Source organism: Sphingobacterium sp. JB170 (assembly GCF_900163865.1).
Lineage (GTDB): Bacteria > Bacteroidota > Bacteroidia > Sphingobacteriales > Sphingobacteriaceae > Sphingobacterium.
Window position 1 is genome coordinate 156,396 of sequence record NZ_FUKU01000057.1, and the last position, 14,922, is coordinate 171,317.

Sequence of the window (14,922 nt, forward strand, 5' to 3'; positions counted from 1 at the left end):
AGAAAACCAGTTAATTTTCTGGTTTCTTGCTACAATTTGCCCAGTACAACACAATCGGTAACACCGTGAAACTTAAAATCAAACATACGATTAGCCCGCCAACAATCATGATCGCAAGTGGTTTTTGAATTTCCGAACCCATGCCCGTAGACATTGCTGCGGGCAGCAGCCCCATTGAACCCATCAAAGCTATCATTACCACAGGACGAATTCGTGACTTGACCCCCATTCTTATCGCCTTCTCTAACGGTATTCGATGCCGTAAATTATCCCTAATTACGCCAATAAGGACTATTCCATCGATCGTCGCGACACCAAATAGAATGATAAAGCCAATACCCGCAGAGATCCCGAAAATCGTCCCTGTAATCCATAACGATACGAAACCACCAATAAAGGCGAATGCCAAAGTCAACGATGAGACGAGCGTATCTTTTAAATTACCAAAATTAAAATATAGCAGAACTAAGATTAACAGGAGGCTAATCGGAACGACAAGTGCTAACTGTTTGGCGGCACGTTCCTTACTCTCGAACTCACCTGCCCATTCCATACGATGTTGATGAGGTAGACTTACTTGACTAGCAACAACCTGTTTTGCTTCCGCTATTGTACTTCCTAAATCCCTGCCCTGAATACTGAACCCGACACCGATATACCGGCTATTGCCCTCTCGATATATAAAAGCGGGCCCCGTTTGGTAACCTACGGTAGCTATCTCCTGCAACGGGATACGTTGCCCATTACTTGTTGGAATCAAAATATTTTTGATTTTCGCGGGTGTATCTCGGTAGGCTTCATTGAAGCGCAACGTCACATCAAACTGCCGGTCGCCCTCGTAAAATTTTGTCGCTGCCTGCCCACCGATAGTCATCGCAATAACGGCCTGCACGTCGGCAGTTACCACACCATATTTAGCCATTTTTGAATCGTGCAATTGTATTCGTAGTTCAGGCAGACCGATGTTCTTATATACGTTGAGATCTGTAATTCCCTCCACGTTCTTTAAGGCTGAAGCGACCTGGCCAGCGTACTTCTCTAAGTCGTATAGATCTTCGCCAAATATTTTAATCACGAGCGAACTTTTCACGCCGGCCACATATTCTTCGACGTTGTCCTGTATAGGTTGGCTGAACCCGAAATTTATTCCTGGGTAGGCACTTAACAGTTCGCGAAGTTCGTGAACAATATCCTCTTTGGACACGTTCCGTACCCATTGGCTGGATTCGGTTAGCTGCACATTAAACTCAATATTAAAAAAACCAGTAGGATCGGTACCATCATTCGGCCGGCCGGTTTGTGTTAAGATAAAATCTATCTCCTTGCATTTGGACTGCATAGTTTGTTTCATCTCTTTTGTCAATCTTATTGACTCGGCTAGATTTACACTATTAGGCAAGGTTGCACGTATATAAATAGCACCTTCATTGAGTTTTGGCAAGAACTCAGATCCGTAGTGTACAAATTTAATCATGCAAGCCACCAGTAGGAAAACAAAAGCGGCGATAGTGGTCTTTTTATAGGTAAATGTTTGATTGAATAAACCATAGATGACCCGTTGAAAAAAGCGCGTCACCGCGTTCTCTCGTTCATCCATATTTTTCGTAAATAGAAGCTTACACATCGCTGGCACATAGGTTAAACTTAAGATAAGTGAACCAAGCAAGGCATATCCAAGGGTGAAGGCTAACGGCGTAAACATCTTTCCTTCCACCTTTTGAAAAGAGAAAATAGGTAACAAAGCAACGATCAAAATAATGAGCGCAAAGAATATATAAGAAGCGACACTACCAGTACTCTTCTTGATGACGCCCATTTTACTCATCTTAGCAAATCGTTCCGGCCCTACCTTATGCGAGAGGGATGTCATCGCCACGAATACAGTCTCGACAATAACAAGTGTCCCTTCTAGGAGCAACCCAAAATCGAGTGAGCCCATCGAAATCAAATTAGCGGGCACCCCTTGGATCTTGAGCATAATAATCGCAAATAAAAAGGACAGTGGAATCACCGAAGCAACGATTAATGTAGATTTCCAGTTGTATAGAAAAATAAACACGATTAGCGAAACCAGCAGAATCCCTTCAATCAAATTCTTACCTACGGTATGAACGGTATTATCAACTAGTTTCGTTCGATCGATGACGGTTTCTATCTTCGTACCCTCTGGCAGGATTCGATCGTTTAGTTCCTCTATTTTCTCGCGAAGCGAAGCAATCACCTCGGACGGATTTTCTCCACGAAGCATGATCACAATACCTTGAACAAGATCGTCTTGGTCGTTAAGTCCAACCTGCCCAAGCCGCGGTTTACTAGAGACAACCACATCGGCCACATTTTTTATCAACACTGGAGTTGATCCATTCAATTTGATCGTGATATTACCAATATCTTGCTGCTTGTCTAACAAGCCTACCCCGCGCACGACGTACGCTTGATCGCCTTGTTCTATCACATTCCCACCAACATTGATATTGGAGTTAGAAACCGCTTCATACACATCTAGGGGCGAAAGGTCGTAATTCTTAAGTTCAGTGGGATGAATTTGAATTTCGTATATTTTCTCTTCTCCACCGAAACTTACTACATCGGCCACCCCGGCCACCCCTAGCAGCTCTCTTTCGATTGTCCAGTCCTGAATCGCCGACACCTCTTTTATGGGCAAGTCGCTCTTGATGATATAGCGAAAAATCTCCCCTGTAGCACCTGAGGGAGGTTCTACAGAAACCTCAGCACCATCCGGAAGATCAACTCCGGCGAGCTTATTCGCGACATACTGCTGGGCATAAAAATCATCTACGCCGTCCTCAAATTGGACGGTAACTACAGATAAACCGAATAATGATATCGAGCGTACGTTCGTCTTTCTTGGAATGCTATTCACTTCTTTGGAAATGGGCAGCGATATCAATTTCTCCATTTCCTCGGCACCACGCCCGGACCACTGGGTAATGATCCGTGTACGCGTACTGGTCACATCCGGGAAAGCTTCAATAGCGGTATGACGCAACGCATAAATACCGCCAAAAATTAATGCCATCACGGCGAATAAAACGGCGGTGGTATTACGAAGAGAATACGTAACGATCTTTTGTACTAAGTTCTTCATAACGGTTAGTCTTGATTTAACTCTTCAAAAATCAATAGCGCGTTTGTTCCTAAAATACGCTCGCCGGCGGCAAGGGTATCTGCGATAAAGGTATACTGCGCATTGTGTCCAATGCTTGCTATTTCATGTATTTCTAACTGGCAGTCGCTTTTGTAGACAACCATATATTCTTTATTGTTATTAAATACTTTCGCTCGATTTGGAATCGCAAAGGCCGTGTCTGCGCCATTACTCATGTCAATTAAAATATCGGCGCCAAGTCCCGGCATTAGCATCAAATTTTTATTAGAAAGTACCACGCGCGCCTTTAGTACATGCTCATTGTCATCAAAAACATTGTAAATCTTATCGATCTTACCATCATAGAACTGATCAGGATACGCTATGGTGCGCACGCGGACGTGATCGCCAACATGCACATAGCGCAAATTGCTGGCATATATATTTACCATTACCCATACTTCTTCCAAATTTGAGAGTGAAAAAAGCGGTTCACTTTCTGCCGTAATACTCTGGCCGGCACTAATGGATTTTTGAATGATATAACCATCCCGCGGAGCAAGTATGTGGAATGCTCCACCGCCTGTCGCTTTATATAAGGCGAGACTTTGTTTCACTCTATCGAGTTCAATACATGCACTTTCTAATTCATGTTCGCTAGCAAGAACTTCGGTCATTGCCAAAAGACCGTCTGCTGCCATTTCTTTTTTGCTTTTAAGTTGCTTTTCAAGCATGGAAATTTGGCTCTCTTGAGCGCGCTTCTGTTGATAAAGTTCCTGAATTTGACTGGAGGTTATGGTAGCGAGAACCTGTCCTTTATGCACGTGATCGCCCAATTCGAACTTCACATTCTCGACCAGACCATCTAGTAAACTACGAAATACGGTCATGTCATTTTCATTGTATTCAATTTTCCCCGAAAGGCTCAATTGCTCGCTGATGACTTGTTTACTTACCTCCATTATTTCGACGGAGTTTTTCATCTGGGCGTCAAGACAAAAATTTCTTTTTGTGGGTGTCTGTTCCGCATCAACCTGGGCCGCATTGCCTCCACAAGAAGTCACTAAAAATAAAGATGCGGTAAGAGCCGCAAGACACCTTGCGTTAAGTTTGCAATATTTAAAAATCATTTCCTACTAGATATTGTAATTCTTCAAATGTGTTGTTGTAGTTTTCCCAGACGGTGAGTATCGTCAAATTGGCATCCCTGAGCGCTTGTATAAAATCGACAAATTCAATCAACGTAATCTGCTGCCTGAGTAAATGATTTTTGTACTTTTCAACGGTAGCTTGAAGCTCATCGGTGGAGGTGGGCGGAATGCCGGAAAGGATATTTTCATAACTTGATAGCTGCTCTTGGTTTTTCCGCAGATTCGATCGGAGTTCCCACTTGGCGGACGCCTGATTTGCTCTATTCGTGCTGACATTTTGTTTTGCCGACAGGATATTTCCTTTATTCCGATTAAATATCGGCAAGTCCATACTCAGTCCAAGTCCAATGAAATCTTGCATAATACTTCCTCCACGATCGTAACCAAGCTGTAAGGTCACATCGGGTTTCGCATTTGCCTTTTCTAGGGTTAGCTCACCTTCAGCAATTTCTACATCTATTTGACGCTGCAGCAAGCGGATATTCGACTCCAAGGCTTGATTTTCAATTCCATCCGGTAATCGGGCACGAGGACTTTCAAAAACTTTTCCGTCTTCTAGTCCCTCGATTATAATGTCCTCTCGCTGGGTGAGCGTACGCAAGGTGTGTAGCGTGAGGGTAATATCTGCCTCGAGTGTTGCCCTTTCACCTTTTAAGTTTATAAGTTCGGCCTGCACCCGCTGGTAATCGGCGTGCGAGACGTTCTGTAATCTAGCCTGTTCCGCATACTGGCTGGTAAGCTGCTCGAATAATTTAAAGACTTGATCAAGCTGCTTTTGATTGCGCCTAAGAATTAGTGCATGGTAATAAGTTTGACGAAGTTCCTTCTTAAGTTCGCGCACAAGGGCCTCAAACTCGGTAAGAGCCATCTGCTGCTGCAGTTTAGCCACCGTTACACGCTTGCTACGTTTGCCGGCTGTTTCCAGCAGCTGCTCAAGTTCTAACGACACCTGCTGATGGCGGCCATATTTCCCAAGCAGCGGGGGCAAGGACTCGCTATTAGCATTCGCCCAAAGATTCACCTCACCAACGGAAAACGAGGGGTTCGGCCACAGCTTCTTTTGTACCACATTGGCTTGCGCCTCTGCGATATTATATTTTGCGGCAATCAACAAGTAGTTGCTTGAAAGGAAGTCCTGCTCTAGGCGCTCCAGACTCAATGATTGCGCGCATGCATTTCCGCCTAGCGTAAACGCGATAGTCACAAAAAAGATATAGATGTATTTCACTTAATTAACATTTGCCACAAAATTAATACTGGCGTATTAAAGTGAAATTTACGGTAGATTAGAATTTGATTAGAAAGACAATTCTACAGTTGTCCCTGCGGTTGTAGAATTTATGGATATTGTAATCCCATGCAGAGTAAAAACCACCGTGGCCATTGATAATCCGACGCCCTTTCCCTGATAGCCTGCCGTATTATGGCCGCGATAGAAATTATGTTTAATATTGCGCAGATCCTCGGCAGGAATACCTATTCCCCGATCCATAATTAATACAACTAAATGTCCTTGATATTCCTTAAAAATAATTTTAACTACCTGATTTCCGGAATATTTAATAGCATTTTCCAGAATGTTTCCAATGGCTAGTTCGAGAAGTTTCTCATTTCCATCGACTACTAGCGTTGCATTATCTTCAACCTGGATATCCACTTCGATTTGTGCCTGATGATAAAGGATCATGTTTTCAACCAATTGCCACACGATTTCATCGACCCGGGTCTTACTAAACTCAAAAGTCGTTTTTGCCCCGGAGAGAAGCATCATTTTATCCAATGTTTCCTGCAGGTCAGTCGTGTATTGCTCCAACTGCAGGATCACCTGTTCGTACTCCTCTATATTTCTTGTTCTACTTTTGGTAACTTCTAACGTTCCCAGTAGTGCCGCAATAGGTGTACGGAGCTCGTGAGAAACATAATCGATAAAATTCTTCTGTACATTGAAAGTTTCGGCAACACGTGTCACAAAATGGTTGTAAGTTTCCACCAGGTCCTCGACTTCCGCATACGTCTTGGTGAGTGTTAGGGGCTTATTAAAATTCTTAGTATCGCGGTCTTTGATTTGATCAACAATTTTAAGAATTGGCCTATAAGCAATATAGCTCAGATACTGCGAAAATAAAAATATAAACAGCATTCCCACGACAAATACGGCAAGGAGAATATGAAAAAGAGTGCCCATCTGCGCATGAAACTCATTCATTGATGTTCTGGTAATCACGACAAAATCACCTTGATTATCTTTGTAAAGAATACCATTATACAAAAAAGAGCCGGTCGATAAAAATGCACTTTTCGCATTCCGGACTTGCGCGACAAAGCCGTTTGGGATTTCCTCGGCAGCTTCCATATCGCCGCCGTAACGACTATCAAGACTATCAAAGACGATAATATTACGACGAGAAATAGTTTTGTTTAATTGGCTCTGCACATTGCTATGCTCCAAGGATGATAGCTCGTCACGCTCCAAATAATAAATTGCCGCCAGGAGCGATTTATTCTCAAGCGACTGACGCTCCTTCTTTTCCATCTGCGTATAATAAGCGAAATAAATGAGCAACGAGAGCGCAAGCATAACGATACCAAATATAGTGACAGAATAGAGAGACAGTCGATGCTTAAGTTTCATAACTAGTCTGTTTTAAAGATATAGCCAACACCTTTAACCGTATAAATATATTTGGCACCCCCTTTTTCTATTTTATTGCGTAAATAGGAAATGTAAACGTCTACCACGTTGGTGTGGTTATCAAACGTTATACCCCAAACTGCATTGAGTATCTGCACGCGGCTTACCGTTTTATCTGCATTTTCTGCCAGATAGACTAATAGTTTGTACTCCCGGGGGGAAAGTTCAATTTCCGCGCCTCCCAGAAAAACCTTGTACTGTTGAAGGCTGATTGAAAGTTCACCAAACAGTAGCGTATTATCTGCGGAAACCTGCCCTTGATGTTTACTTCTACGCGTTAATGCTTTTATTCGAGACAGTAATTCGTCGAAATGGAACGGCTTGGTCAGGAAGTCATCCGCTCCATAATCTAGTGCAGCGACTTTATCTTGTACGCTATTTAATGCACTTAACATAAGCACCGGCGCATATATTTTCTTATATCGCAAAGTTTGCAACAGTTGAACACCGTCAATTCCAGGAAGCATAATATCTAATATGATGAGATCCCATTGAATGCCGCTATAATGCTTGAGGACGTCCTCCGCATTTTTACAGAGCGTCACCAGATAGCCGCACTCCTCTAATCCTTTGATGAGAAATGCACTTATTCGGTTATCATCTTCTACGACAAGAATTTGCATAAACAAGAATTTTTGCCAAAATACAGATTTTAGCTGACCTATGTGGAGAAAATCAAAATTCTAATCAAGCTCTAATGTCACCACACTAAAAGAGGATCGGATTAAATCTATTGGGCGATACATACTCTCTGCTCGCCGTCTCATAAAGAGACGCCGTGCATGATAGATCATTTTTCAAACCTCCCGCTTACATCGGACTGCTCCCCTGTAAAATCGACCACAGTGAGCGTTACTTGATAGCTACCTTTAGGCATTTGATCCATGTCGATATGTTCGTGAAAAGTATACGTTACGGCCCCTTTTAATGGGGGACTATTAAAATCAAATATTCTTATTTCCCCTCCACTTTGGATCTTTACTTCAACAGATTTAATCCGCCTAGCAGCAGCTAATTCGGCTTCCAAATGAAGGTCCGTTCCTTTCCCATTCAGGCCTACATCTAGTGCAGAAACGTATGGCGCGGAGTTATCAACGCTTAAGCTTAGTTTAGCCTCTTTTGTGTAGATTATCGTATCTGCCGAAATCTGTTTCAACGCAAACTTATATGTACCTACACCTGCATTGATCGGAATCTGCAAGGAATCCTTCATGCTCTTGTTTTGCTGGAAAAATACGCCCTGGTAGACTTTCTCGTACGACCAGCCTTTACCGTTGATGGGCGTAATATTCAAAATAACCGAGTCGTCAGCTTCAATTGAACGGACCGAAAAACCCCAGGGAAGAACTTGTCCTAAATACCCGTGGTTTGAACCACCTGGCCCTACCCTTAGATCATCTATGGGTTCTCCAGAATGCGTACACCCCATAGATAGAACTAGTGAAAATAGGAGACATTTTAAAATCACGGTACGAATAGAAAACTTCATATTGAATATTTTTATGGTGTGCTTGTCGAATAAAGATCAATAATCGGCATGTATAAGCTCCGCATCAGAAAGACATAGACAAACACTAGCTTGATCAAATGGTGAGGATGCTTTTACTAGTGCATATGTATATCCTGGTGATTGTGGTCCTGGTGATGTCCATGATCATGATCTCCAAAAAGTAGGCCGGTTAGCGATAGTAGAATCCCAACCACAACGGCAATAATTTTTTTCCTATTGAAGATATGATGATCAGGTGAACCGGATTCAAATAATATCGTAGTTGATACGTGAAGAAAAATACCAACCACCACAGCCATCATCTTATTATAATACGGAGCCAAATCGCCTACTGCGTTTTCACTGATCTCGATGCTGGTTAAATATCCGAGCGGAGTCGCCAGTGCAAAGCCGGCGATACAAAGTAATAATTTTGTTTTTGAAACACCTGCTGCAATCAACAGACTCGCCAGCGCAAATGCGGCAGGTATGTGGTGCAGTGCAATTCCAAAGACCAGTTGCCCCTGCTTCTGTCCGGCGAGCGGCATCCCCTCCAGGAACCCGTGAAGGCATAGACTTATTAAAATAGCGTAAGGAAATGCCGTTAACTTCACCTTATCTGTATGTATATGCCCATGTTCCACCCCTTGCGAGAAATACTCCAAAACAAGCTGAAACAGAAACCCTCCCAATATATAGAGGCCTATCGTGGAAATATTTTGCCCTGCACCATGGTAAACATGTGGCAGAAGATGTAGAATGGTCAAACCAAAAAGGTAAGCGCCGCTAAAGGATAGTATAAGCTTTAGAAATGTTGAGCTATCTCTTTTGATAAAAAGTACAGCAATGCCACTGACAAATACCGAAATAAATAAAATACTGACAATGGTTATAGAATTCATTATATATGTATATAGGAAAAAAATCTGTTAAATAAGCCGCCGTATCGAAATGCAACACGTGCGGCCTATTGTGTCAATTAATGAATATGTCCTGCCTCGGCATGGATTTCAAAAGTAAGCTCCAGCACGTTTTCTCCCGAAAAGGTTGCCTCATAATCATCGCGATTCCAATCCGTACGCTCGATTTTTCCTTTAATATCACCGTTTAATTTACGCAGTACATAAGTAACTTGCTTTGTTGCGCCCTGGTTATCCTGTCCAACTGTGAAATACGAAAGAATACCCGTTACTTCATACTTCCCATCAACAGCAGTACCATCGCCGTAAGTACTTTCTCGCGGTTGGAAGATTGCGCCACTTTGCGTCTGCGAGTCCGGATTCAACACGAAGTCGCCGCCGATTAAAAACGCCTTATATTGATCGGCATTAGTTTTACTAGCCGTAATTTCATTTTGCATTTCTTTATCATTGTAATCCCAATATTTGAGCTCGACTTTATAAGCTGCATCAGCCTCTAAATGGAGGTGTCCATTTTCTACCGCGTCCCCCTTTTCGTTAAAAGAAATTACGACTGGATCTCCCTCTGTACCAGCGTCAAGACCATGGAAATGGTCACCATGCGCTTCCACCGATTCACCCGTAATTTCGGTCAAGATGAGCTCTGAACGTTTGATCCCTTCCCTTACCGGTTCGACGGCATCCTCATCGTTACTACACGATGAGATGGTGGTCGCTAGGAGACCAAAAAAGGCGCATGCCAAAAATAAACGATAGTGTCTTTTCATTTTCATTTGTTAATTATTTAATTGTTCCACATTGCTAACTTGATAATCAGTATGCATGCTGATTTAGTTAAAATACTGCCGCGATCAGTGATGCAAATATAACAATAAAAACATCAAATGCAACATAGTTGCTTTTGATGTTTTATCTGAATTAATAGCTCTCTGAGGTCCCCGATGAAATAAATCAAAACAGTTTAAGAAACCACGATTACAAAACAAAAGGCCTTCTAGTGGTACAAAGTGTGTGTGTTTTAACATATTTCATGTCCTAAGAAAACTAGGTATCACCTAATCAGACGATTTTCAATATTTACGACTGGGTTGAAGGCGCAAGTCGTTAGTGTTTGATTATTAAATCAGGTACTGTTAGTTAAATATTTGTTATTGTAACGATTTAATGATAGAGAAAAAAAGATGAAAAAATATTACCAGAACGAAAACGTTTGCGCAACTTTACGCAAACGCTTGTCCTGTAATATGAATAATTATGTATTACAATACACAATAAAACCACTTCCAATACACCACAGCGCATACTTATCTTGTGAGGCTGCAGCAAACTAGGTCAATCAAGCGCACTTAACTATTACAATAAACAATAACTCGGAAGCGCTAAAAGGCTTTATTCTTTAGTTAAGTCCATAACACTACGGCACTCGAATCTTACACCAGCGGGCATCGCGCGATGGAAAATCATTAATTAATACGTATATTTAAGACACTGATTTACACAGCGCTCGTGGGCTACGGCCCGTCGAGCATGTGCAGCAAAGACGACCTACTAAAACCGGAAAGCAACAGATTGTGGTTTGATTAATTTAGCAGACTATTTTTAGCGCAACAATACAATTATAAATTTTAAACAATTACTTATGATGGGAAAAGACAAAATTGAAAATTCACGTAGAGACTTTATAAAGAAAGCATCGGTGGGCGTGGGTGTGCTCGGATTATCGGCTATGGGCGTAAGCGCCAAGAGCTATAGCCGAATTATGGGTGCTAATGACCGCGTTCAGGTCGGTATCGTAGGTTTTTCTAATCGATTTAAGGACACTTTGTGCCCTTCGTTTATGAATCATGCCAAAGAACTTAACTTCGAATTCGTCGGGGTTTCGGATATTTGGAACCGCCGGCGCGATGAAGCGGAAGCCTATATCAAAGAGAAAACAGGTAACACGATAAAAAAATATCGTAATAACGATGAGCTGCATGCGGCCAAAGGCATCGATGCGGTGATTATTAGTACGGCTGATTTTCAGCACGCATTGATGGCTGCCCAATCGGTGCGCAGTGGCAAAGATGTGTATGTCGAGAAACCAATGGCCGAGACTATGGAAGATGCGAAGATCTTGCTCAAAGCCGTTGAAGAAACAGGAAAAATATTGCAAGTGGGCTCTCAGCGCCGCAGTGCACCCAATTATATTGCGGCTAATGAATACATCAAGTCGGGTAAGTTTGGTGATATCAACATGGTCGAGATGACCTGGAATGTAAACCAGCCGGGGCGCTGGCGCTTACCCAAACTCGTCAGCGAGATCCGCGAGCAAGATACCGACTGGGACCGATTTTTAATGAACCGGCCGAAGGTCGCCTGGGATCCGCGCAAATACCTCGAGTACCGGTTATTTTGGCCCTACTCTTCGGGCATCTGGGGGCAGTGGATGGCTCACCAAATTGACACGGTACATTGGTTCTCGGATTTAGATCACCCGCGCAGCGTGGTGGCTAACGGCGGTATATATATGTGGAAAGATGGTAGGGAGAACCCCGACACAGCAACAGCGGTCATGGACTACGGGCCGACCGATGACATGTCCCAGGGGTTCCAAGTGCTCTACTCATCGCGGTTCACCAACTCGGCGGGCGCGATCAAGGAACTCTATTACTCCAACGGGGGGATGCTGAACCTAGATACCAACAAAGTGTCGCCCGAAGGTGGACTCACCCAGGACTATGCTGCAGCCATGGGCATGCAGCCCAACCTCCTAGAGCCGTTCACCCTTTCTGAGTCGGTTAAGATCGCGACTTCAGCCAATACGGGCGGCGACCCGATGACTTCGCTCCATATGCGCAACTGGATGGACTGTGTGCGCAACCGCAAGACGCCGAACGCTTCAGTGAAGGCGGGCTATAACCATTCGGTGGCAAATATTATGGCAAGAACAGCGATGCAAACCGGAAAGAAGGTCACCTTTGATGATGCCAAACAAGAGGTTGTTACCAGTTAATCAATTAGAGCACATATTATACTAAAGAAGAAAAATGATCAAAAATATTCAACTGTCCACTACTGCTATGCTAGGAGGACTTACCCTATTTATGGGCTGTGCGGGGCAGTCCGCTGAAGAACAAACACATTTTCAGATCGTGGAGAACGCCGCCGAAAAGCGCGTGGACATCACTGTTGACGGCGAGCCCTTTACTTCCTATATCTATCCCCAAGAGCTCATGAAGCCCGTATTATACCCCTTACGCACGACCAAAGGAACGCTTGTCACGCGAGGATGGCCTTTAGACCCACGGCCGGGAGAGCGCATAGATCACCCGCACCATGTTGGCATGTGGTTTAATTACGGCGACGTGAACGGATTAGACTTTTGGAATAATTCGACGGCTATTCCGGAAGAAAAAAAAGATGGTTACGGCACAATCAAGCATGTTTCAGTCGATGAGATACATGCAGAAGATGATAAAGCGACCCTATCGGTAAGCATGGACTGGCAAGGGCCAGATGGTACGAGCCTGCTTAGTGAAAAGACTACCTATGTTTTCAGCCAAGAAGGTGATCAACGTGCTATAGCCCTAAACACCACATTAACGGCTTTAGACCAGGACGTTTCTTTTCGCGATAACAAAGAAGGGTTAATAGGAATTCGCGTGGCCCGCGAGCTGGAGCACCCGTCCGATACGCCAGAAAAGTTCACGGATGCCAACGGCATTGCGACCGAGGTTGCTCAGCTCAACAACGAAGGCGTGAACGGAAAATACATTAGCAGCGAGGGCCTTCAGGGCGATAGCGTCTGGGGCAAGCGTGCAAAGTGGGTTAATTTAACGGGACAGATAGGTGAGGAACCCATTTCACTTGTTATTCTCGACCATACGGCCAACACCGGTTACCCAACGTATTGGCACGCGCGTGGTTATGGGTTATTTGCAGCAAACCCGCTGGGTCAAAAGGAGTTTAGCGAAGGCAAAGAAACATTAGATTTTAAGCTAGGGGCCGGCGAGTCGGTGACATTTAAGTATAAAGTCCTTATTAATTCAGGAAACCTACTTTCGGACCAGGAAGTAAACACAGCCTTTGACACCTTCGCGTCCAGCACCAACTAGCCTGCGGCCCGGTCTGATAGTTATTTAAGCAGATCGTTCACAATAAAAAACATGACCAAAAAAAGTCCGAGCTCACTGGTAGTTCGGACTTTTCTATTTTGTACATTTCTAGCACACTAGGAAGAAATATCGGTATCCAAATCTTCTAAAATAGCAACGATGGTGTCATCCTCGATTGAAATTTTCTGAAGAAGAGTTTGAATTTTTAGCGAATCTTTAAGCTTAACAGCCTCTTCATACGCGGCAAATAAACCTTCTGCTTTTAAACGTTCTTGCACGTCTTTTTCTGAATAATCTTTTTCCATAACTATAACCTAAAGTCAAATTCATTCGGATAGAACCATTAATCGATTTAAGTTTTACCACTGTGGAGATAACAAGCGGCTCCAAGAAAAGTTTACCGCGCGCGCAATTGTGCATTTTAAAAACCTTTCCTAGCCGCTGTAATAGTCAACATTCACTGATCAGCTGCATTCGTGGTATCACCAGCTGATCTTTTTCAAAATTGTAGGGATTCTCTCAGTCCGTATAAATATCTTCACCCAGGCTGAAGCCCCTACGCGCGCCGATGGACGATCACCCTTTCTGAACTCAGGCAGTTTTTGCTATCTTTGGGCGCACTAGGGTGCTAAAACAAACAAATTAGAAATTTCCAGCTAAACACATTTATGCCATGAGCAACAATGATATCATGAAAAAGCTACGGGTGGCTTTAAAGTTCACCGACGAGGATATTATCGAAGTCTTAACCTTGGTCGATTTCCGCGTGACAAAAACCGAACTGGGCGCGATATTTCGCAAAGACGACCATCCCAATTTCAAGCCTTGTGGCGATCAGTTGCTTCGGAATTTCCTAAACGGACTTATCATCTACAAACGCGGTGTACGCCCAAAACCTACTCCTAAAAATGGTGGTGAAGCACCTCAATAGCATTTTTAACGGCAGCGGCTTTTCATTTTCCATTTAGGCGCGATTAATAATTCATATATTAGGCTTATGAGTCTCAAACATGTTTTTAGCGCAGCATTACAATGGCCTACGCCCCCTGCCTCCACATCGGGGGATAAGTCTTCAAAAACGCACCAAGTTTCGATCCACGGGAAACAGGATTTGAACATTTCGGCGGCGAAGGCTTTTAAGGGTGATGGCAGTCTATATAATCCCGAAGACCTATTACTGACGAGTTTAATGTCCTGCCACATGATGTCCTACTTGTACGTTTGTGGCAAGCATAATATTGAGGTGTTTTCCTATGTCGATAACGCTACGGCGCTGCTTGAAACTTACCCCGATGGAAGCGGAAAGATTATCGAGGTCCGCTTAGAACCCCATACGATCATTTCGGACAGCGCGCACATCGACCTAGCCTTATCATTCCACGAACAGGCAAATAAACTTTGCTTCATCGCTAACTCCTGTAATTTTACAATTATTCACACTCCGAGCTGCGCGGCTAGGTAGGG

Annotated in this window: 13 protein-coding genes; 4 read left to right on the forward strand and 9 right to left on the reverse strand. The window is 43.5% G+C overall.

Annotated features, from left to right (window positions below; all coding sequences use genetic code 11):
- Positions 1-10: 10 nt before the first annotated feature.
- The 8 genes from FM107_RS14950 to FM107_RS14985 all read right to left on the reverse strand — a co-directional run bounded on the left by FM107_RS14950 (position 11) and on the right by FM107_RS14985 (position 10,134).
- Positions 11-3,109 carry an efflux RND transporter permease subunit gene (locus FM107_RS14950; protein ID WP_086949285.1) on the reverse strand — a complete coding sequence of 1,033 codons (3,099 nt, stop codon included), beginning with the start codon at positions 3,107-3,109 and terminating at the stop codon, positions 11-13.
- 5 nt (positions 3,110-3,114) lie between these two features.
- Positions 3,115-4,239: an efflux RND transporter periplasmic adaptor subunit gene (locus FM107_RS14955; RefSeq protein WP_086949286.1), complete on the reverse strand. Its 1,125-nt coding sequence runs from the start codon at positions 4,237-4,239 to the stop codon at positions 3,115-3,117.
- Positions 4,229-5,488, reverse strand: coding sequence for a TolC family protein (locus tag FM107_RS14960; RefSeq protein WP_086949287.1), 1,260 nt, complete (start codon positions 5,486-5,488; stop codon positions 4,229-4,231). The genes FM107_RS14955 and FM107_RS14960 overlap by 11 nt, the downstream gene beginning before the upstream one ends.
- A gap of 69 nt (positions 5,489-5,557) precedes the next feature.
- Complete coding sequence (locus FM107_RS14965; RefSeq protein ID WP_179204506.1) at positions 5,558-6,892, reverse strand: HAMP domain-containing sensor histidine kinase; 1,335 nt, start codon at positions 6,890-6,892, stop codon at positions 5,558-5,560.
- A gap of 2 nt (positions 6,893-6,894) precedes the next feature.
- Entirely contained in the window at positions 6,895-7,575 is a 681-nt protein-coding gene (locus tag FM107_RS14970; RefSeq protein ID WP_086949288.1) for a response regulator transcription factor, read from the reverse strand.
- Between the two features lie 167 nt (positions 7,576-7,742).
- Positions 7,743-8,441 (reverse strand): hypothetical protein, encoded by a 699-nt coding sequence (locus tag FM107_RS14975; protein WP_143559505.1) that lies wholly within the window; start codon positions 8,439-8,441, stop codon positions 7,743-7,745.
- Positions 8,442-8,557: 116 nt separating this feature from the next.
- Complete coding sequence (locus FM107_RS14980) at positions 8,558-9,343, reverse strand: ZIP family metal transporter (RefSeq protein WP_086949290.1); 786 nt, start codon at positions 9,341-9,343, stop codon at positions 8,558-8,560.
- 77 nt (positions 9,344-9,420) lie between these two features.
- A complete protein-coding gene (locus tag FM107_RS14985) occupies positions 9,421-10,134 on the reverse strand; it encodes a hypothetical protein (protein WP_086949291.1) in 714 nt (237 codons plus the stop codon).
- Positions 10,135-11,000: 866 nt separating this feature from the next.
- On the opposite strand from FM107_RS14985, the gene FM107_RS14990 reads away from it, so the two are divergent.
- Both FM107_RS14990 and FM107_RS14995 read left to right on the forward strand, forming a co-directional pair.
- Positions 11,001-12,356 (forward strand): Gfo/Idh/MocA family protein, encoded by a 1,356-nt coding sequence (locus tag FM107_RS14990; RefSeq protein WP_179204507.1) that lies wholly within the window; start codon positions 11,001-11,003, stop codon positions 12,354-12,356.
- Positions 12,357-12,390: 34 nt separating this feature from the next.
- Positions 12,391-13,458: a PmoA family protein gene (locus FM107_RS14995; protein ID WP_256959565.1), complete on the forward strand. Its 1,068-nt coding sequence runs from the start codon at positions 12,391-12,393 to the stop codon at positions 13,456-13,458.
- 116 nt (positions 13,459-13,574) lie between these two features.
- Here FM107_RS14995 and FM107_RS15000 read toward each other — a convergent pair whose 3' ends face one another.
- On the reverse strand, positions 13,575-13,763 hold the full coding sequence (locus FM107_RS15000; RefSeq protein ID WP_086949292.1) for a hypothetical protein: 189 nt from the start codon (positions 13,761-13,763) through the stop codon (positions 13,575-13,577).
- 368 nt (positions 13,764-14,131) lie between these two features.
- On the opposite strand from FM107_RS15000, the gene FM107_RS15005 reads away from it, so the two are divergent.
- Together FM107_RS15005 and FM107_RS15010 are read left to right on the forward strand one after the other, a co-directional pair.
- Positions 14,132-14,389: a DUF1456 family protein gene (locus FM107_RS15005; protein WP_086949293.1), complete on the forward strand. Its 258-nt coding sequence runs from the start codon at positions 14,132-14,134 to the stop codon at positions 14,387-14,389.
- A 66-nt stretch (positions 14,390-14,455) separates the two neighbouring features.
- Positions 14,456-14,920, forward strand: coding sequence for an OsmC family protein (locus tag FM107_RS15010; protein WP_086949294.1), 465 nt, complete (start codon positions 14,456-14,458; stop codon positions 14,918-14,920).
- The last annotated feature ends 2 nt before the right edge of the window (positions 14,921-14,922 follow it).

Coding starts and splice junctions, on each gene's coding strand:
- FM107_RS14950 (WP_086949285.1), bottom strand. CDS start 3,109: ATGAAGAACTTAGTACAAAAGATCGTTACGTATTCTCTTCGTAATACC.
- FM107_RS14955 (WP_086949286.1), bottom strand. CDS start 4,239: ATGATTTTTAAATATTGCAAACTTAACGCAAGGTGTCTTGCGGCTCTT.
- FM107_RS14965 (WP_179204506.1), bottom strand. CDS start 6,892: ATGAAACTTAAGCATCGACTGTCTCTCTATTCTGTCACTATATTTGGT.
- FM107_RS14970 (WP_086949288.1), bottom strand. CDS start 7,575: ATGCAAATTCTTGTCGTAGAAGATGATAACCGAATAAGTGCATTTCTC.
- FM107_RS14975 (WP_143559505.1), bottom strand. CDS start 8,441: ATGAAGTTTTCTATTCGTACCGTGATTTTAAAATGTCTCCTATTTTCA.
- FM107_RS14980 (WP_086949290.1), bottom strand. CDS start 9,343: ATGAATTCTATAACCATTGTCAGTATTTTATTTATTTCGGTATTTGTC.
- FM107_RS14985 (WP_086949291.1), bottom strand. CDS start 10,134: ATGAAAATGAAAAGACACTATCGTTTATTTTTGGCATGCGCCTTTTTT.
- FM107_RS14990 (WP_179204507.1), top strand. CDS start 11,001: ATGATGGGAAAAGACAAAATTGAAAATTCACGTAGAGACTTTATAAAG.
- FM107_RS14995 (WP_256959565.1), top strand. CDS start 12,391: ATGATCAAAAATATTCAACTGTCCACTACTGCTATGCTAGGAGGACTT.
- FM107_RS15000 (WP_086949292.1), bottom strand. CDS start 13,763: ATGGAAAAAGATTATTCAGAAAAAGACGTGCAAGAACGTTTAAAAGCA.
- FM107_RS15005 (WP_086949293.1), top strand. CDS start 14,132: ATGAGCAACAATGATATCATGAAAAAGCTACGGGTGGCTTTAAAGTTC.
- FM107_RS15010 (WP_086949294.1), top strand. CDS start 14,456: ATGAGTCTCAAACATGTTTTTAGCGCAGCATTACAATGGCCTACGCCC.